We start from the raw sequence: 19441 nt of genomic DNA on the forward strand, positions 1-19441 counted from the left end.
TCGGCGGCCTGGACACCGAGGTCCGGGGTTTGACGCGCGTGATCAGGGAAGGGCGGCCTCTACGCCTTCTTGCTGGCTGCGGAGCAGAGTCTCGCAGTCATCTGATTGATAGTCAGGTAAGCAGCGTCGAAGCCTGTCACGGGAAAGTGTCCATGCAGCACCCCGAGGGCTGTGACCTGTTCTACCTCGACGCCGTTGCTCTTGAGCTGCTCGGTGAAGCGTTCATCGATGGCGCGGAGGGTGTCGAACTCGGCGTTCGTGATGAAGCAGGCGGGATGCGCTCAGAACATCGCGGGTCTCGTGTTCGTCTATCTGGCGCCACCGGCGGCCTTGGTAGCCAGCGTCCAGAGCGGGAACGCGGTGACGGCTTGGGCGGTGATGGAGGTGCCGATGCTCCGCTACTACCGTCAGCCGCTGTGGATCGCTCCGCTGCTGCCGTTCACCGCGTTCCTATATCTCGTGATGACAGTGGACTCGGTGGTGCTGCACTACCGGGGCCGGGGCCCGGCATGGAAGGGGCGGACGTACGCGCGCCCGGAGGGGACGAACGGCCTCCGGGCGACGCCCGGGCGATACGCTGAGGAGCCGGACAACCAGCCTCTCGCGTAGGAGACTTAGCCTTGCCGCAGCTCGCCGTCGTGCACACCTTCTGGACCGACTACGAGCATCTGGACAAGCCCGTCCGGGCCGGGGTTCGCAAGGCAATGGCCAAGTTCCAGTCGCTGACGGTGGCCGAGCTGTACGCGGACAAGGGGCTGGGGTTGTCCGTCGCGCGCATGGCCCGTGATCCGCGGATGAGGACGATACGCATCACGGCCTTCTGGCGGGGCGTGCTCCTCGCGCCCGACGACGGAAGTGAGACCTTTCTCCTCCTCAAGGTGCTGCCACACGACGAGGCCCTGCAGTGGGCCGCCACCCGACTCGTCTCCGTGAACTCCGCGATGGGAAGCCTGGAGGTGCGGGACGTCGCGGCCATGGAGCGGCTGGTCACTTCGCGGCCAGCCTCCCACGCTCCCATGACTCTCTTCGCTCGGTTCTCCGCCACCGACCTCTCAGCGCTGGGCATCGACGGCCAGACCCTGGAGGCCATCCGCACCATCACGGACAGGGCGCAGTTCGACGCCTTCCAGCCACTGCTGCCCGAGGACCAGCGCGAGGTGCTTCAGTACCTCGCCGAGGGGTTCGATCCCGCAGAGGTCTTCCAGAACGTCGTCGCTCCCCGGCGGCCAGTAGACGCGAACCCGCCGGCTTCGGCGAGCCTCGCGGATGCCATCGCTCACACGAGTGACCGGATCACCCTTTTCTCGGAAGCTGGGGAACTGGAGGAGATCGCTGGCAAGCCGCTGGTCGCGCCACGCACCGGAGAGCTGCTCAGCCCCTCCAGACGGGGCGAGCGCAAGGACTACGCGTGTGAACGGCTACCCCTCGCCGACGGCGGCCAGGCAGACGTCTTCAAGGCGGTGCACAAGCCCAGCGGCAAGGTCGTCATCCTCAAGAAGCTTAAGGACAAGTACCCGCCCGGCCGTCAAGTTGCCCGCATGAAGCGAGAGATCGAATTCGGGCGCAGCCTGATCGGGAACCCGCACGCGATGCCGATCCTGGACTTCGATCCCAAGTACACCTGGTTCGTCATGCCGTACGCGGAGGCCACCGCCGAGAGCTGCCGGGAGGAATTCTCCGATGATGCGGCCCTGCGGGAGCTGCTGGAATCCCTCTGCTCGGTCCTCGCGGTGGCGCACCGTGAGGGATGGATCCACCGGGACATCAAGCCGGCCAACGTCCTGCGCCTGAAGGGCCGCTGGGTCCTGGCGGACTGGGGGATCGTGCGGCGGCCCCTGGGCCAGACCACCGATCCGCAGCGCACCCGCGTGGGGGTCTTCCTCGGCTCCGAGGGTTTCGCGGCCCCTGAGCACTACAACGACGCCCACCACGTGGGCCCCACCGCCGATATCTACAGCCTGGGACAGCTCATCGGATGGGCCGTCACGGGCGAGATGCCCCTCGTGAACGTCCCGTTGCTCCCCAAATCGGGCCCCTGGCGTGCGATCGTCCGGGAGGCGACCCAAAGGGACCCGGAGCGACGCCCGGCCACGGTGTCCGCCTTCCTCAATTTCGTCGCGCAAGAGCTGGACGAGCCGGCGGAGCCCGTTGCGCTACGCGGCGAGCACCTCCAGCGGGAACTGTTCGCCGGGTCGACGGGTGCGGGGTCGGACCTCCTGACGCTGGCCGCTACGCATCCCGACGACGCGGCTCTCTACTTCGACGTGCTGATCAAGGTCCCCCTCGCCTCGATCATGGCGGATCTGTTGGCCGACGCCGCTCGTGCGGTCGAGGTCGTGTCCGCGATGGCGACGCTCTTCGGTTCGGACGTCTCCCACGGTTCCGAGGAACTCGGCGCCACCGTCAGGTGGCTGGCCGGTATCGCCAAGGAGGCGGCCTGGGCGAGGGAGCTCGATCTCCTGGAAGCGTGCTGCGGTGGCGCGTTCGAATGGATCCCTCTCCTAGACGACCAGAGCGGCCAGGCCGATGGCTTCTCCTGGTGGACGACCCTGAGCGGGGACGCCGCCAGCTCGGTGGCGGCGATGCTGCGACAGCACTCGGAGTGCGTGACGCACTTCGGCCACCTGGCGCACGACTTCCGCGTCGACCACCGGATTCGCGCGGCCATCGCCCAGCAGTAGACCGGTGCGGCGGCAGTCGGCGCGGTGTTCATGCGATTCAATCTAGCCACGACGTGAGCAGCGCGGTCCAAGCCGTCGCCGCCCCCGGCTCCCTACCAGAGGTCGAACACTAAAAACTCGAGTCCCTCCTGAAGGCCTGAACACAAGGCCGGCAAACAATCCCAGCTTTGCGCCTCCGCGGGGCGGAGGCGCACGCCCCAGTTCAGCGGGTACGCCGACGCGATGACGAAACGTCGCGCGTATCCGAGTGGTCTGTTTGATGCTCGCTGGGAGTTGATCGAGCCGGTGCTGGCGGCCTGGCCCTTCGAGCACCGTGGCAGGGGCCTGGACTTCGGCCGACCGCCAGGCACGACCTGCGCGACATCATGGAATTGTCCATGCCCTCTAACCAGCTCATCTCAGGCCATGATTCGCCAACTACAATTCTCGGTCACGCTTGCTCCCGTAACGCTGCGTTGCAGTCAGTACCGAAGAAGCGTGCGCATGGCCGGTCGAGTGGTGCTGCTCTGGGTGAGTGGGCGAGGCAACGATTGCGAAGATCCCGTCGGATGCAAGTCATCTAAACCAACTTGTAGTGGCGTACGACGGGGACGTCGGGCTACGGGATCGGCTGAGGCTCGGGGATGACTGGGTACGTCGGTGGAGCTCGACATGGCAGGTGAGCAAGGGCACGGTCTGCTGGCCAATCCGGGATATGGCTCACGTACCGGTGCTGTCGTCCCGCCCGATGCGGGGGTTCACGTGGCGGGCGAAGCAGCGGCACCGCCCCGGGCTTGAGGTGATGGCGTCAACGGGCAGGACGCACGGCTTCGAGTCGCTGGAGGAGATGCGGCTGCTGGTCGCGCTGGACTTCTTGAGGGCATCGGAGGTGCTGTCGCAGCCGTTCCGGCTGGACTTCGAGCATACGGGCGGGCAGGCATGGCACATCCCGGACTTCCTGGCCGTGATCGACGGCGGGATGTGGCTGCTGGACGTCCGGCCGATGGAGCTGATCAAGGAAGAGGACGCGCTGAAGTTCGCGGCGGCCAGGGAAGTGGCTGCCGCCTGCGGCTGGCGGTACTCGGTGATCGCGGGCTGGCGCCCGCATGTCTGGAGCGTCCTTGATCACCTGTCTTCGCGCCGGCGGCCGGCCAGGGACCTGCTCGGCATACGGGACCAGCTGCTCACCGCTATAGGCGGTCAACAGGAACGGGTGATGCCGTTCTGCGAGCTGGCGGACTCGACCAGCGTGCCGTCCGTTGGCCGGGCGCACATCGTCCGGCTGCTCTGGCAACGCGAGCTCGGCGTTGACCTGGGCAGTCCTTTGCGGGACAGCTCGCTGATCTGGGCGGTGTGATGGCAACCATGGGCTTCTTGCAGATCGCGCCGGGAAGGCGGGTCGCGCTCAACGGCGTCGAGTGGACAATCGAAGACGTCCACGGTCAGTACGGTCGGCTCGTCCTTACGGATGACGACGGCCGCACGGAGACCCGCTCGTTCCGCTGGCTCCTCAACCATCCCGACCTGCGGCTCTTGCCGGAAGCCGAAGCGTCGGGGCACCCGTCGCCAGTCGCCCAGCAGCCGAGGACCCTGGCCGACCTGACAAAGGACCAGCTGGAGCGGGCCCGGTTGAGGGCTGCGCACGTGCTGGAAGCCGAGACGGGGTTCCGGGAGGGCCACCCGGCTCGGGCCGTGCCAGGTGAGCCCCGGCCTGCCTACAACCCGGACCTCACGACGCTGACCCAGCGCCGCTACGCGAAGGCTGCGGAGATGAAGGCGATGCCCCGCCCGGAAGCGGTCCGGCTCGGCCTGCAGCACCTCAGCTACCGGACACTGATGCGTCTGTCGGGACTGTCGGGTGACAGTCTCCTGTTGGCCTGCGCCGACGGGCGCTGGACACGGCGACGCAGCGGGCACCGCAGCATCACCGAAGAGGTCCGGGAGGCGATCTTCGCCGTCAAGGCCGAGTGCCGCGAACGCGCCAGCCTGAGCTGGGCCGCCAGACACCGGTTGATGCACCAGTACATGCGCGAGCGGTTCCCGACCTTCCCGACCAAGAAGATCCCTTCCCGCTGGACGTTCGCGACCGTCTGGGAGGAGTGGTTCGGGCCCGGCGGAGCCCGGCCTCGCTACGGACGGACCGCCGAGGCAGCCGCGGAGGCCGGAGTCTCCGGCCGGATGGTGGTCCACCGGCCGGGCCAGGTTCTGGTGCTGGACTCGACCCCGATACCGGTGAAGCTGCGCGAGACCGTGTTCGGCGACGCGGTCACCGCGACGCTCACCCTCGCGCTCGACCTCTACACTCACGGGCTGCCGGCCTTCCGGCTGACGCTGCAGTCCGACACCTCGGTCGATGTCGCGATGCTGCTGCGGGACGTAATGCTGCCGCTTCCGATGCGGGACGGCTGGGGTGAGGACATGGAAGGGCCCTACGCCGGGGTTCCGGCCGACGTTATCGCCGAGTTCACCGGGCACCGGGTCGCCGCTCTGCCGTTCTTCGCCCCGGAGACGGTTACCACGGACCATGGCGGCCCCTACAAGAACCACGACCTGGTGGAGGCCGAGCGGGAGATCGGCTGCCGGATCCTTCCTGCCCGCGTCCTGCGCCAGACCGACAAGTTCGCGGTCGAGCGCCAGTTCCTCACCGTCCAGACCATGCTCTTCGAGCACCTGCTGGGTTTCACCGGCGGTGATGTCGCGGACCGCGGGGCCGACCCGGAACGCGATGCGGGCCTCACGCTCGCACAGGCCGAGCACATCATCGCGACCTGGATCGTCCAGATCTGGCAGAACCGCAAACTCGGCGAATACGCCCCGAGTTGGGCACCGGGCGAAGATCACAGCCCAAACACGCTGTTCGCCGCGGCGATGGAACAGGGTGGATTCGACCTGGACTTCCCCGAACCGAGCTTCTACTACAACGTCCTGCGCAAGCACCACGTGAAGATCCATCCCCGGCGGGGAGTGAAGATCCTCGGGCTTTGGTATCACGACCCGGTCCTCGACGAGCCGCGTTTCCAGCAGCCCTCTGCCCGAGGCGGCAAGCACGCGCGCCAATGGGTGGTCCGCAGCGACCGAAGGGACCGCCGGCAGGTGTTCCTCCAGGACGACGCCGACCATGAGACCTGGCACATCCTGCGCTGGCGAGGACTGCCTCCCGACGGAGAGATCCCCGCTTTCTCAGACAAGACCGCAGGCGCCCTTCTGGCACACGTCAAGGCGAACAACATCAGGATCCACTCGGAGAGTGAGCTCCTGGAGCACCTGCTCGGGATCCTCGGCTCGGTCACCCCCGTTGACCAGTGGCCCAGCCAGGCCAAGAAGAAGGCCGGAAAGAAGCAGCGCGTCGCCCAGGCCCGCGAGATCACCCGAGCACAGGCCGCGGCGGCCGACCGCCCCGCCGCACTGCCCCCCGCAGACGAGCAAGCTCCGGCCGAGATGCCTGGGGCCTGGGCCGAGCACGCTCGCACGATCGACCACGCGGTCGACGCCGACCGCCGTCGGCGACGCGAAGAAGCACTCGCCGGCACCAGGCCCGCCGCTCCAGCAACGCTGCACGCAGCCCTGAACCGGCGCCGCATGTTCCGGCTCCCGCCTCCCGACGGCGCGGAAGCCGACACAACTGTCCAGGAGGACGACACGTGACCCAAGCTCTCTCTCACGACAATTCGGTGGAGGGCCTGCCTTCACGAGCCAGGATCGCCGAGTTGATCCTGGGCAGCCGCCCATCCCTTGACACCTACGCCGGCTGGCAGCACTACCGCACCCACTGCGATCTGCTCGTCCCTGCATCCGTAATCTCGCCGAAGCAGTGGTCAATGCTTTCCGGGAGCCGCCAGTACGACTACGACCTCTACCGAGAGCTGACGAACGCGAACCTCCCGCTGCAGGACACCCCCATGCACGACAAGGTCGGCAGGCTGATCCGGCGCCGGTTGAGCGGCAACACGAGGAAGAAGAACGACCCAACACGCGCCGGCGTCATGATCAGCGGCTGGGGCAACTACGGAAAGACCGCGTCTGTCTGCTCATCCGCGGCCGTCTTCGAAGACCAGTGGCTGGAACTGCACAGCTCTCTCAACCCTGGGGCTGTGCCGGGCACTCGGGACCTACATGCTCCCGTCCTCTATGTCTCGACCCCGGTGACCGCGACCCCGAAGAGCCTTTGCGCATCGATCCTGGGCTTCTTCCGGGCCCAGACACGCAAGTCGGCCACGCTGCCGGAACTGGTACGGCAGGTCGCCGATTCCCTCCACGACCACGGCGTCAAAGCGCTGATCCTGGACGACATCAGTCGGCTACGAATGCACAGAGCCGACGATCAGGACGTCCTCGACTTGATGCGGGCCTTCATGAGCCTGGACGTCACCCTGATCCTGACCGGCGTCAACATCCCCGGCACCGGGCTGCTTCGCGAGGCCACGTGGAACAAGAAGACCCGGCAATGGGAATTGGCGCAGCTGGAGTCGACTTGCATCCACGGCTTGGAGATCACCCAGACCGAGCACCGCTTCGAGCTCATCGAGATCGACCGCTTCCGCTACACCACCCCGAAGCAAATCCAGGCCTTCGTCGATCATCTGGAGGGAATCGAGCAGCACCTGCGGCTTCTCAACGCGAAGGGGGGCATGCTCACCGGCGGCGCCATGCCGGAGTATTTGATGCGCCGCACCGGCGGTGTCATCGGCCTGCTGGGGCGCCTGCTCGAAGACGGTGCTCAAGAGGCCATGGAGTCCGGGAAAGAACTGATCGACGAAAGCCTGCTGGACGAGATCACGCTCCGACGGGACGCGCCCGAACAGGCGCCGGACGAGCCCGTGATCCCGGCCGCCCCGCCGACCGCTGACAAGAAGACCACGCCGGCGAAGCGCCCTCGGAACACCGTCTTCGATGACGCTGGCCCAGCCGCCCGCACAGGCGCCTGACGGGCGAAGCCACGATGCATCCACTGCCGCGGAGTCTCGAACCTGCCTCAGGAGAGTCCCTTGTCAGCTACCTGCTTCGGCTAGGGCATCGCCTCAGCCTCCCGCCTCTGCAACTGATCCGTGCGGCGGGCTGGACCGATCGCGTCCAAGCTACTCACATCCCAGGCAGTCTGCTGCTGAATCTCACCGGGCCGGAGGCACAAGGATTTGCCCGACTGACCCGCCAGACAGCCGAGGAAGTGTCGGCACTAACACTGACACAGTGGCGAGACCGGTATCCCCCCATCGCCTGGTCGTCCGTGCCCGGGCCGGGACCGAAGAGGCCGGACCCTTGGCTCTTCGTCGGCTCCCCACGGTATTGCCCCACCTGCCTGGCGGGCGACTGCACCCCGGCCCAACAACTCCACGGCGGCCCCTGGCGCAAGCTTTGGCACCTGCCCTTTGTCTTCAGCTGCGTGGAACACCAGACCTATCTGGAAGCAAGCTGCCCGCACTGTGGGCAGCCGCGCGTCATATCAGGGCGCCTGATTGAGCGGGCCAACGATCACACCCTGCACCCAGCGCAATGCCGGTGGACGATCGACACCTCAACGCAGAAACGAAAGTCCCGCGCCTGCGGCGGCAGACTCGATCAGCGAGTTACTACGGATCCCTGCCTTCGGCCACACCCAACACCAGGCATCCTCCGCTTCCAGCAGTCCCTGCTTGCCCGCCTGGAGCCGCCGTCTCAGGCCGCGGACGCATCCGAGTACTTCACGGATCTCCGGCTGGCCACCGCACTGATCGCCACTACTTGGCCAGTAGGGCAGCATCTTCTCGACACCACCCTCGCCGGGCATGTGACCGCGTACGTCCACTCCACTTCAGGGAATTCGAGTACCAGCAACGGTCTGCAGCACTATCGCTTGCGCGATGTACCGCCCCGTGATCCGATCGCCTGTGCCGGACTCCTACGCGCCGCACACTCCTTGCTCGAAGCAGACGATCTGTCCGAGCACCTTTCCCAACTCGTCCACACCCCCGGAGAACGGCCGACACGCACGCCCTGGGTGCGCATCTACGCCCGCCATGAAGAATCATGCTCTCGACGATTCCGAGACGCGGCAGAGCCATCGACACGCACCTACCGCAAAATCGGCGGCCCGCAAGGACTGCGAGCACCGCTGCGGGACGACTACCGACCAGAACACATCCCGGCATACCTGGAGCCGGACTGGTATGAAAAATACTTCGCATCCATTGCCGGAATCGCCCCGAAGGTCTTGCGTCGAACCGCTGCAGTCCGGCTCGTCCAGTGGGCCATAGGCGGACCGCTCGATGAGGCCGCGACCTACCTCGGCATCGCCCCGGACCGCGTGCGGTTCAGATCCAACACCGACTTCCAACGCTGGGAGCGCGCAGGACGCAACCCGGCCGAATTCGAACGAGTCCTCCGCGAGCTCAGCGCCGAACTCCGAGCACCCCACCGACCACTCATCGACTACCAGCGCCGCCGTGAGGCACTCAGGGACTGGGCTCTTCCTCCTGACGAATGGGACGCCCTGGTCAGCGAGTTACCACCCATCCCGGGCCCCATTCGACCGGCGGTCGGCGACCGTAAACGCCAGGACGCCTCTGCATTCATCTGGGTACAGGTCACACAAGGCGAGCATCTCTTCGCCCCGCGCCCCATTGAAGCCGAACAGCCCCAACACGTCCAACGCGAATGGGCTCTGCGTCGCAACACTACCTGGTACAACCTCGTCCGGCCAGATATTTTTCGACACTACGCCGACCTGAGGAAACGCCTCGCCGAATATGCCCAACAGTTGGGCCAGGACATCGACTCGGGCGCAGGCAGATCACCAATGCTCAACGAACAGCCTGGCACTCACGCGCAGTAAACACCAGCTATCACTATCCGCCAACTAACCTTCTCAAGATCTACCAACCATAATTCTCCAGGGGCTCCTTACCTGCATGGTTCGGACCATGATTACCAACCAAGAATTCTGGTCACAGCGTTACAGGCAGGGCTCGCACGCGTCACGGAGAGGGAGCAGTACCACTTCCTGCCCAGCAAGAGCGTATACGTCGATCCTGGTGGACGCTCCAGGCATGAGGACCGCATTCCGGGAGAAGTCGCGCCGCGCCGCGCTGGCCGCGATCGACCGTGAAGATCGATTATTGCTGTGCAGAGTCCCTGGCGAGACTTTCTGACGGCCGGTCACACCCCGGGTAATCCGCATCTGAGATCCCCCAGTCATGCGGGAGAAACTCAGACGGTACGAAGTACCGCAGGGTCCGGATCCGTCAGCGAACGTCCGCGTACCAGTCCGCATTTCGTTGCAGGTAGCGATACCCGACCCATTCTTGAGCGAGTCGTTTGCCTTCCATGAGAAGTCCCACGGTATCCGCGCGGTGTTGTGCGGGAAGCCAGCTCGCCAGTTGTGTGGCCTCCGCCGCACTGGCCGGAGCCTCCTTGGCGTTACGGGGCCGCCCCAGGTCCAATAGCACTTCGTACAGCTTTTCGGTGGGCTGCACGGCGGGCAGACCGAGTTGCGATGCCGTGTGGGAGGCCTTCAGCGGAATGCGTACACCGCTGAGGTCCAGGTCGCCGAAGTAGCGGATCTCCGAGATGCGGTGCTCCGCAGTGATGGCCCGGACTGAGGCTCGGAAGGTGCCGCCCAGTCCCCACGCGACATATCCGAGGCGGTGCTGTTCGGGAAGGCACTTAACGAGGGACCACCAGGTGGTCGAGTTCTCGACAACGAGCAGGACGTCACCGGTGCCGACCCGCCAGTACCGGCCATCCGCTTCCTCCAGGGGGAAGGTTTCCGTGAGCAGCGGTGGGGGCGGCCGGAAGGTTCGGATGACCTCGTCGAGCCGGTCCGGATCGGAGAAAAGGGGCCCGGACTTCAGCTCGTCGAAGGTCTTCTCGGGCATGGGGAAGTCTGCCTCGGAGCCGAAGGTGCCGAAGATCTCCAGGGCGCGCTCGCGGATCGGTATGGCGAACAGGTCCGGGTCACTCTTGCGCCACAGGTTGAGGGCTGTGTAGGCGGTCCGCTGCTTGGGAGTGGCTCGCTGCCATTCTCGGGCGAGCCAGCTCAGTTCGTGATGCCAGCGTGGCATCGGTTCTTCGGTACGGACGGGACGGTCCTCGGGCAGGAGCCAAATACTGACCGGCAGGGATACCGTCTCGGGAGTCCTGTCCTGGAAAGCCTTGATCAGACCATTCTGTTCGAGGACTTTCAGACAGCCGTCGAGCACCGCCGGCTCGAACTCTCCTTCGGGATTGCGGTTGCGGATGGTCCGGAAGGCCTTCAGTACGGCGTCCAGCGGGATCTGCGTCTTGGTGTCGGCTCTGCGCTTGTTGTCCTTGGCCCACTGTCGCAGGAGCGCGAGGAGTTCACGTTCCCGTCGGCGCAGTGCGGTCGCGTCAGTCGGTGTCTCCCGCGTCATTCTCCGGCACCTTCCGCGTCGCGCGTGAAGACCCTGGCGGCGGACAGACGTCCGGTGCCGTCCGTGGGAGGGAGACGGTCGAGGTGGTTGCGGATTAGTTCGTCCACGACCAGGTACTTGCGCGCGGCCCTCAGGTCGGCGTCGTTGCGCAGCCGGATGATCAGGGGGAACTGTCCCAGCGCGTTCTCGTCGAAGAGTCCTGTGGTGTAGACGAGTTGGACTCCGAGCGCCTCCGCCACCGATCGTTGCAGGTCGAGCAGGTAGTCGGCGTTGGCCCGTCCGATGGGGTTGTCGAGGAAGAGGACGCCTGCGTGGCGGTCGCGTCTGCGGCCCTTGGCGTTGGCTCGCAAGGCCGCCATCGTGCAGTACAGGAGGATGGCGGCAGTGAGTTCCTGGCCGCCGGAGAAGATCTCCTTGACCTTGGACACCCGTACGCGCTCCGTTCGCAGGACCTTGTCGGGCTTGAGTATGTACACCCGGAATCCCTTGGGGACGGCTGTGTGCACGCCACGCAGCAGCAGGGAGAGACCGTCGCGCCGCGTCTTGCGTCCGTCGCCGGTGACGCCGGCGGCAGCCTCGTCGACCACCTGTCCCAGGTGGGCCGTGAGTAGTTCGTCGCTGAGCCTGTCGAAGTTGAACTGGATGAACTCCTGCCCGGCCCACTCGGCGAGGGAGCGCGGTAGCGCGGACAGGCGCTGTGCCGACCGCAGGACGGCCAGGGCCTTGTCAACCTCGCCCTTGAGGTGATCGATGATCACTTGCCGGTGTCTGCTGATCTGGTTCAGGTCGTCGGTGAGGCTCCGCAGCCGCGAGGTGAGGGGGATGTCCCAGCCGCGTGCCTGGGCGGTCAGTTCCTCGGGCGGGAGGATCAGGATCTGGCGACGGACGGGGATGTTCAGGGAGTCGTACTTGTCGGCGCCCGCATGCTTCTTCAGCCTCTCGATCGCCTTGCGCAGATTCCGCTCATGTCTGGCCAGATCGTCCCGGGCTGTGTTCCTAGCATGGTCGAGTCGGCGGTGCTCGTGGCGTGCCGCAGCGGCGTCATCCGCGAACGGCTCGTCGGCGGCTTCCTCGGGAGTAAGAACCGCGAGGGTTTCCGCCAGGATGGTGAACTCCTTGGCGGTGTCCTTCGCCGCCTCCCATGCCAGGACGGCCGCTGTGTGCAGGGAGGTCACCGAAGCCTCCGCGTCCACGGCGACCGACTGCTTCGAGCGGGCTTCCTCGACCGCTTCCTGACATGCGGTGATGTCGCGGGGCTGCCGCTCCAGGGGCATGGGGGCCACGCTCTCCGAAACGAACACCCGGAATTCGCTCTCCCGTTCTTTGAGGGCGTTCTCCTGCTGTCCTTGGGCGAGTTGGGCCTTCCCGACCGCCTCTTCGGCCGCCTTCTGCCTACGGCCCGCGCGCCGTAGGGCTTGTGCGCGGGTGGTCGCGTCGGAGGCCTCCGGAGTCAGCAGGAGTCCGTGGGCCTGGTCACGAGGAGCATCGTCCAGCGTGGAGTACTCGTCGCTGGCCTCCGTTTCCTCCGCCTCCGCCCGGATGAGACTTCGGCGCAACTCGTCCGGCACATCGGCTTTCTCGTAGTTGTCGGATGCGGTCTTGTAGGTGTTGCGCAGCAGAGCAATGGGCTCGTGTGGAGTATCCGCCTCGTCAGGGACACCTTGCGCGCCGGGCAGTGCCGCCCGTTCCTTGAGCGCGTCTTCCTTGATCCGGAGTTGTTCACCGGCTGTGTTCCTGTGCTCTTTCGCCAGACGGCGGTGTTCGTCCGCAGCAATCAGGGCTTGGTCAGCCGCTTCGTTCTGCTGATCTCGTCGTACTTCGGCGGCACGGGCAAGGTCCGACCATCCCGGGATCTGGGTCAGTCGTTGGGCGATGTCGTCGAGTCTGCCGCTCACCGCGGTCAAACGGTCCCGCTCGCTCGCGGCCGTGCGTTGCGCTGTCCGGTTCCGTTTCTGCCGCTTGACCAGGTCGGTGACGCCGCGCCGTCGGTCGGCTGTGAGTTTCTCCGCCGTGACGAGATCATCGGCGGCCACAGCAGCCGTTTCCGATAGGGCTGCGAGGGCACCAGGCGGGTAGCTCTCCCGCCATGTGGCGATCCGGTGCCTGAGTTCCTCATCCCTGCTTTTGGAGGCCACGACCTCGGCGAGGCGCTGTATCCGTTGGGAGCACCGCTCCTCAACGGCCCGGTGTTCGGTTTCGGCTGCGTCGTGGTCGTACAGCGCGGGATGGAAGGGGAGGGTGAACGCGACGCCGTCCGGTTGCCCCGCCTGTAGGGATTCGAGCGCCTCGCTGGTGCCCACGGCAACGTAAGCGGTGGGCTGGGGTGTCAGCGCGGCGAGGATGTCACGGGCCTCACTCACATCACCACCGGAGTTCAGCAGGACGCCGCTGACGAGATGGGGAGCCCTGGCTATGAACTCCTCGCGCTTGCGCTGGGGGTAGTCCGCAAGATGTTCCCAGCCCGGCCAGGCGTCGATCTGCCGGCCCCTCAGGATCCGGCAGGCTTCGGTCACGACGGCCGGCGGAGGCAGCAGCCGCCCATCGGCCAGGGCCAGCCGGGCTTGCTCGTCGCGGGCTTCCTCGATCCGCAGCGCAACGTGTTCCCGTTCGTCTTCGGCGATCGCTCCGGCAAGACGCTCGACCAGGAGGTGCGCGTCCTGGTCGAGGTCGACTCGTTCGCCGTCGAGGAGCTCGGTCAGCCGTGGCTCGGATTCCAGTACCGTCTTGGGACCCGTGGCCTGGTCCAGCCTGTCCTGGAGGCGTTCGGCAGACTGACGTGCCTTCCCCTCGTTCTCCTTCGCCTCGTCCAGGAGCCGCTGGACCTCGATGTGTTCCTCGGCGAGCGCTTCCGCCTCCTCTGTCAGCGCGTCGACCTTTTTGCGTGCGGCTTCGAGAGCGTGCTGTGCGTCCTGGGCGGCCTGCGGCAGCGCCTCCGTGTCGGCTGCCAGTCCGTCGGCCACGGCCTGCTGGGCGTCTGCACGGACCGCCTCCATACGCTGGACGAGGCTCTGCCGCTCGGCCTCCGCTGCGGTCGCGGCCTTGAGCGACTCCTCTCGCTCGCCGCGGACTTTCGCCTCGGCCTCGTCACGTTGACGCGCCGCGTCCTCCTCATCGCGTGCCCGGGTTCCGGCTTTGCGGACGAGGGCCGAGAGCCCGGCGGCAAATGCCCTGGCGGCCTGCTCACGCGCCTCGAAGGCAGGGCGGGCCTGTTTCTCGCCTGCGTTGACCAGCTCACGAAGCCGGGTCGCCTCGCCGGTCTTCTCCTGATGGCGCAGTACGACGGCCGTCGCCTGCCATCCTGCTGTCAGGGCGTTGGCATCGTCCCGCTCCGTGGACGCCCGCGCGACAAGAGCCCTGGCCTCCTCCAGACGCATCGCGGCAAGGCTGAGTCGCTGCTCGGCCACGGTCGCGCTCCACCGCTTGGCCAAGCGCGCGGCGTCGTCCCGTTCCCGTGCGAGACGGGTCGCCTCCTGCTCCAGTTTCCCCAGGCGGGTGTCGTCGTCCTGGACGCGACGCTTGAGCTGCCCGGCGAACTTCACCAGGCCCTCCTCGGCCTGCTGGACGTGCTTCCGTGCTTCGGCCTCCGCGCGTGACATCTCGATTAGCGGTGCGTGGAGTTCGACTGTGTGCTCCACGAACTCCTGCTCCAGCAACAGGCTCCGCCTCCGGGCGAGCTTGTCCAGGTGCTGGGACACCAGCTTGGCCAACTCGGTCAGGCTGTCCTGCTTGATCACGGCTTTGAGCAGGAAGTCGACGAAGCTCGCGTCCGAGTCGAGGTCGAACGCGCGTACCGCCTCACCCTCGCCCTTGTTCATCACCCGCTGGTAGCGGAAGAGTTCGGAATCGATGCCGACCTTCGCCAGACGCTCCGTCCAGTCGGTTTGGGACTTCGGCCAGTCGAGTCCCAGACGGGGGTCCTCGTCACTGAGTTCGAGCAGTTCATTGCGGTAGGAGTCGAAGGACAAATAGCGGCGTCCGCCGTCGGTGATCGGCAGGGTGTCCAGGGCCAGCGTCTCGGTGGGGTAGAAGTAGTACCACCCCTCCTGGAGGTTGTCGGCGGCCTTGGAGACTGTCTGGTTCTTCCACGCCATCGCCTTGCCAGTGACAAGGGACCGGCCGTTCACCGCGTGCGTCCATTCGAGAGCGACGTGTGAGACGTCCTGGGCCAGCACGTAGTTGTCGAGGAGGCGGGGGTCGTCGGCCCCCTTCACGAGGCCCCGCCCCGGGAGCAGCACCGAGAACACCAGCTTGAGAAGCACGGACTTGCCGCCGCCGTTCTCGAGGAAGAGCACGCTGGCGGGCGACGGACGCAGTGTTTGCGTCACGGAATCGAACAGATCCGCCTGCTCCTGGGCGACCGGACGGCCGGCACCGCTGAGGTCCAGAGTCACATCCTGGAACCGTGCGCCCGCGGGGCCGACCGAGCAGAGGCGGATCCGGGAGAGCTCGTAGTTCATCGCGTTTTGCATGCCCGAGCCCGTCAGTACAGCGTGCCGGAATCGGAAACCCGCACGATGCCTGCGGCAGCCGGTCCTGCGGGGGCACCTAGGCGCAGCAACTCGTCGTACGCCTGGACGCCTGCCAGTTCGCGGACCTGGAGTTGGTAGCGGCTGGTCGTGCGGTAGACCTTGACCGGGCGCTCGTCGTCCTCGGTCTCGGTCAACATGCCCTGGTCGACCAGGTAGCGAAGGGCCTTGCCCACGATGGCCTCGGTGGACGGCGGGGCGACGCGGCCGTCGCTGGTCGAGCCGGCCTCGGGTCTGCGCAAGTACACGCGCCAGGCACGCTCCAGTTCGAGGGCGTCGGTCATGGGGTCGCTGTTCTCCTCCGATCCGGCCACACGCTCGGATAGTTCCTGGCACGCGTGACGTACCAGTTGGTCCACCGTCGGAACCGTGGCCTGGCCGACATAGCCGTCGTCGGCGAGGTCCTCGGGCCGCGGGAAACAGCAGGCGGCGATGGCCAGGTGGGCGATGCCGTGCAGCACCCGCTCTGCCTCTCGCTGATGGGCCTGGCGCGCCTGCCGTGCGTAGTGATCGAGTTTGGTCTCGAACACCGAGCCCGGCAGAGCCCCGAAGACGGCACCGGCACGCTGGGTGATTCCGATGACCCGCAGCCCGAGGCCTGCCGCGCTCCTTCTCACGAGTTGCTCGAACGCCGGTTCCTCGTCATAGCGGCGGACGAGGGCCGCGTAGTCGGCGTCCCGGTGCGGACGCAGCCTGGGGCGAAGGCCGTATCCGACGAGCCGTGCCGCCTCCTCCGCGTCGTGCTCGCTGTAGGTGCCGAGGACCCCGCTCATCGGTTGTCGCCTCCGGTGTTCTTCGTGGTCGGTTCCGGGCCGTCGGCCGTGGCCGAGTCCACGAGCCGTGCCGTGGTGATGAGCAGGTCATCTCCCTCGAAGCCCTGACTGTCCAGGCCGACGTCGGCGTGCACGGCCACCAGGACCCGGGGATCTCCGCGGCGCAGGGCTGTTCCGGTTTGCGGACTGTACGCGTGCAACGCCAGGAGTGCTACGAGTTCGGGAAGCTCGGGGTCGAGGGCTGCCGCTTCGTCTAGAAGATCGGACAGCGTGCGTACTTCGTCCGGCAGGTCGAGGAGCGCGTTGGCCTGTTCCCACTGGCGGTCAGTGAAGCGCTTCTGCTCTTCCAACGTCTCCAGGTCGGGTTCGAGGACTTCTCCCGCGAACCGCGTGCGCTCCGGTGCCGGGCGCAGCAGCAGGGGAACGAGGGTGGCCAGGTCCGGAAGATCGCGGACGACCGGGCCCGAGGAATCCGTGAAGTATCGGTCGGCTAATCCGGAGACATCAGTGACCGGCAGGTCGAGAGCAGGCGTGAGGAGGTGGCCGTACAGGTCGAGGGTCTGGCGCTGGGGAGTGTCGGCGAACTGCTGGCGATCCTGCTGCTCCCGGAACAGGTCCCGGGCTCCCATGAGGTGGGTGTGGAGCTTGATGTGGCGTCGTACGCAGTCCTCGACGACTTCGACGAGTTCCGCCGCCCGACTCTTGCGCACGGGCTCCTCCGACTCGTCGCGTGCCTCGGCCATGTACTTCGCGATCGCCCGCTCGGCCTTGACCCGTTCCTCGACGTGGGCGAGCGCGTCGTCGAGCAATTTCGGGACCTTCTCCTGCCAGTCCACCGCCTGCACGTTGCGCTTGGTGGCGTCCAGCTGGACCCGGATCATCTCCCCGTACTGGATCGTACGGATACGCGCCTGCTCGGCGACCTGCTTGGCGTCTGCCAGCTGGCCCCGCCTGATCAGGTTGTCGAGTTTCACCTCGGCGGCGACCTGGGCGGACTCGACGTCGGTGTCCAGGGCGCCGACCAGGACGTTCAGAGCCTCGTGCGAGGCACGCAGGTACAGCTTGCCCGTGGCGTCCCTGCGCTCCTCGATGAGCTTGAAGTCGAACGTGTGCACGCGGTAGACGCCGTCGGCGTCCACTGCCCCGTACGGGCGGCGGAACGCGCGATCCACGTCCCCGACATTGATCAGACTCTCCAGCACCCAGGCCGTGACCCGCGCGTGCTCCTTGGCGGGGCGCTGCGACGCCTGCCGCGCGACAAACCGCTGGACTCGGTCCACGATGTGCTGGTGACTGGCGCCCGTGTCGAAGTCCATGGTGATCGCGACCTGGTCGATGGTGTACAGAGCGATCTCCGCCATCAGATAGGTCTTCGCCTCGGCCCAGTCGATCATGCCCTTACGGGCGTCGAGCTCGTGCAACGGGGCGGTACATGCCAACGCCTTCGCTCTGCGGCTGAGTCCCTCGTCAACCGTGACAGCAGGCTCCCAGGTCTCATCTCGCACAGTTGACACACTAACCATGTACGACTACTCCGAACTCGGGTTTTCTCAGCCTGGTCAAGGCCCACGATCCCCTCCTGCCGGTGGCGTCCTAAACCGCCCAGGCCCGCGCGGCCAAGCAGCAGGACCTGGCCCGAGTCCGCGCCGAACGCGACGACCTGCGCACTCAACTGCAACTCATGGCCCGGACCGTCCAAGTCCTGGAGATCGAGAACCACCGGCTCAAGGAGACCAACAGAAACCTGAGAGACCAGTTGGCCGGCCATACGGCAGTCCCCGACCTCACCCGACGACGTCGAACCTGACCCCGCACAACGAGGAGCGGTGGAATCGTGCGGGTGCCACCGCTCCTCTGCCCATATCTGGCAACCTTGCAGGTCGCTGAACCACCTGGGAGGAGATCCGCTGTGACCGAAGTGCTGCCCGGCTCCGCGACCGCCGACGACGATGCCGACCGCGAAGCTGTCGAACAAGAGCGCGCCAAACTGCGGGAGTTCGTCGAAGGGCTGAGCGCGGGCGACATCAAGTCGGGCGGCTGGTTCACGAAACTCTGCGCTCAAGCGCTGCGGTCATACGCTGAGAAAGCCACCTGGGAGTACTTCCAGCAGAAGTACAGAGGTGTGCCTGCGGACGGTATCGTCGGGCAGCAAATCAAGCTGGCGGCAAAGAATGCGATGATTGAAGGCGGGATCACCTCCAGCCTCTACAACGGGACGATCGCCGCGACCATCGGGTCGTTGGGTGGCGCCAGCCCCGCCACTGTTCCGGCCGGTCTCGTCACCTTCATGGTTGACCTGACATACATCACCCAACTGCAAATGCGCCTGGCCTATGACATTGCGGTGATCTACCGGATTCCCCTGGACGTGGACGATCCCGAAGACATGATGAAAATCGTCCGGGTTGCAATCGGCGTAAAGTCCGGCGAAGTCGCGCGCACCAGCATGAAGTTCGTCCCCGACCTGGTCCGTCAAGTCCTCAAGAAGTACTACTCCGGCCCGGTCCTTGCCACCGCGAAAAGCCTTCCGTTTGTCGGAAAACACCTGCTGCAACGCAACATCATCACATTCGGCATCCCCGGCGTCGGGATCCCCCTGACCGTCCTCGTGAACCGCTACACGACCTTGGCTGCGGGACGCTATGCCAAATCCGTGTTTCGTGACGAGGCGGAGGTGATCGAGCTCGCCGACACTTTGATCCGACGTACGCGGCACCCACGGCTGATGCTGTGGGTCGCGTGGCTCGTCATCAACGCGGACGGCAAGCTCGCTGACGCCGAGAGCCTGCTATTCCAGCAGCTGACGCGGCTTGCCCGGGAACGGCATCAGGTCGATGACGAGCAACTCGCCAGCGTAGTCAACATCGACCCGGACGAGGTATGGCACCGCATCGACGCCGAGCCTGGGGATCTCAGTGACGTTGTCTGCGCCGCCGAAAGGGTCGCCGCCGTCGACGGGGATCTCAACACGCACGAGAGGGCAATCATCGCTGAGCTACGGAATCGCTGCCAGCGACGCTAGACGCGCGGTGCACCGACCCCGCGAACGCAGAACCGGTGCACACCGCGATGCCGGCCGTTGGAGGCGCCAACCGCGGCCAGGGCCTCACGCAGCC

At 66.3% G+C, this 19441-nt stretch carries 10 protein-coding genes and 3 pseudogenes; 8 read left to right on the forward strand and 5 right to left on the reverse strand.

What is annotated here, in order from left to right; all coding sequences use genetic code 11:
* Nucleotides 1–234 precede the first annotated feature (234 nt).
* From ACIO3P_RS29490 to ACIO3P_RS29520, 7 genes and pseudogenes are all read left to right on the forward strand, one after another.
* A pseudogene (locus ACIO3P_RS29490) lies at nucleotides 235–609 on the forward strand (hypothetical protein); the annotation flags it as partial.
* A gap of 11 nt (nucleotides 610–620) precedes the next feature.
* Nucleotides 621–2681 (forward strand): serine/threonine-protein kinase, encoded by a 2061-nt coding sequence (locus ACIO3P_RS29495; RefSeq protein WP_401854329.1) that lies wholly within the window; start codon nucleotides 621–623, stop codon nucleotides 2679–2681.
* A 222-nt stretch (nucleotides 2682–2903) separates the two neighbouring features.
* Nucleotides 2904–3052: pseudogene (locus ACIO3P_RS29500) on the forward strand (IS5/IS1182 family transposase); the annotation flags it as partial.
* 323 nt (nucleotides 3053–3375) lie between these two features.
* Nucleotides 3376–4017 (forward strand): TnsA-like heteromeric transposase endonuclease subunit, encoded by a 642-nt coding sequence (locus ACIO3P_RS29505; protein WP_329824416.1) that lies wholly within the window; start codon nucleotides 3376–3378, stop codon nucleotides 4015–4017.
* Nucleotides 4017–6305, forward strand: a complete 2289-nt coding sequence (locus ACIO3P_RS29510) for a transposase (RefSeq protein WP_401854327.1) — start codon at nucleotides 4017–4019, stop codon at nucleotides 6303–6305. The genes ACIO3P_RS29505 and ACIO3P_RS29510 overlap by 1 nt, the downstream gene beginning before the upstream one ends.
* Nucleotides 6302–7585: a TniB family NTP-binding protein gene (locus ACIO3P_RS29515; protein WP_401854324.1), complete on the forward strand. Its 1284-nt coding sequence runs from the start codon at nucleotides 6302–6304 to the stop codon at nucleotides 7583–7585. The genes ACIO3P_RS29510 and ACIO3P_RS29515 overlap by 4 nt, the downstream gene beginning before the upstream one ends.
* Nucleotides 7586–7599: 14 nt before the next feature.
* Nucleotides 7600–8049 (forward strand): annotated as a pseudogene (locus ACIO3P_RS29520) (TniQ family protein); the annotation flags it as partial.
* A 434-nt stretch (nucleotides 8050–8483) separates the two neighbouring features.
* Here ACIO3P_RS29520 and ACIO3P_RS29525 read toward each other — a convergent pair.
* From ACIO3P_RS29525 to ACIO3P_RS29545, 5 genes are all read right to left on the reverse strand, one after another.
* On the reverse strand, nucleotides 8484–8642 hold the full coding sequence (locus tag ACIO3P_RS29525) for a viroplasmin family protein (protein ID WP_401854507.1): 159 nt from the start codon (nucleotides 8640–8642) through the stop codon (nucleotides 8484–8486).
* Between the two features lie 1235 nt (nucleotides 8643–9877).
* Nucleotides 9878–11026 carry a Wadjet anti-phage system protein JetD domain-containing protein gene (locus ACIO3P_RS29530; protein ID WP_329824420.1) on the reverse strand — a complete coding sequence of 383 codons (1149 nt, stop codon included), beginning with the start codon at nucleotides 11024–11026 and terminating at the stop codon, nucleotides 9878–9880.
* Nucleotides 11023–15483, reverse strand: coding sequence for a hypothetical protein (locus tag ACIO3P_RS29535; protein WP_329824421.1), 4461 nt, complete (start codon nucleotides 15481–15483; stop codon nucleotides 11023–11025). Before ACIO3P_RS29535 ends, ACIO3P_RS29530 begins: the two co-directional genes overlap by 4 nt.
* 23 nt (nucleotides 15484–15506) lie before the next feature.
* A complete protein-coding gene (locus ACIO3P_RS29540) occupies nucleotides 15507–16325 on the reverse strand; it encodes a hypothetical protein (RefSeq protein ID WP_329824422.1) in 819 nt (272 codons plus the stop codon).
* The gene (locus ACIO3P_RS29545) at nucleotides 16322–17746 is read right to left on the reverse strand and encodes a hypothetical protein (RefSeq protein ID WP_401854320.1); all 1425 of its coding nucleotides are present in this window, start codon (nucleotides 17744–17746) and stop codon (nucleotides 16322–16324) included. The genes ACIO3P_RS29540 and ACIO3P_RS29545 overlap by 4 nt, the downstream gene beginning before the upstream one ends.
* 488 nt (nucleotides 17747–18234) lie before the next feature.
* Between ACIO3P_RS29545 and ACIO3P_RS29550 the strand changes: the two genes are divergently transcribed.
* Nucleotides 18235–19347, forward strand: a complete 1113-nt coding sequence (locus tag ACIO3P_RS29550; protein ID WP_401854319.1) for a hypothetical protein — start codon at nucleotides 18235–18237, stop codon at nucleotides 19345–19347.
* Nucleotides 19348–19441 lie beyond the last annotated feature (94 nt).

It is taken from the genome of Streptomyces sp. NPDC087310, from assembly GCF_044744405.1.
Lineage (GTDB): Bacteria > Actinomycetota > Actinomycetes > Streptomycetales > Streptomycetaceae > Streptomyces.

What these genes read in the sequence shown, in the direction of transcription:
- ACIO3P_RS29505 (WP_329824416.1), top strand. Translation starts at nt 3,376, where the DNA reads ATGGCTCACGTACCGGTGCTGTCGTCCCGCCCGATGCGGGGGTTCACG.
- ACIO3P_RS29510 (WP_401854327.1), top strand. Translation starts at nt 4,017, where the DNA reads ATGGCAACCATGGGCTTCTTGCAGATCGCGCCGGGAAGGCGGGTCGCG.
- ACIO3P_RS29525 (WP_401854507.1), bottom strand. Translation starts at nt 8,642, where the DNA reads ATGCGCACCCAGGGCGTGCGTGTCGGCCGTTCTCCGGGGGTGTGGACG.
- ACIO3P_RS29530 (WP_329824420.1), bottom strand. Translation starts at nt 11,026, where the DNA reads ATGACGCGGGAGACACCGACTGACGCGACCGCACTGCGCCGACGGGAA.
- ACIO3P_RS29535 (WP_329824421.1), bottom strand. Translation starts at nt 15,483, where the DNA reads ATGAACTACGAGCTCTCCCGGATCCGCCTCTGCTCGGTCGGCCCCGCG.
- ACIO3P_RS29540 (WP_329824422.1), bottom strand. Translation starts at nt 16,325, where the DNA reads ATGAGCGGGGTCCTCGGCACCTACAGCGAGCACGACGCGGAGGAGGCG.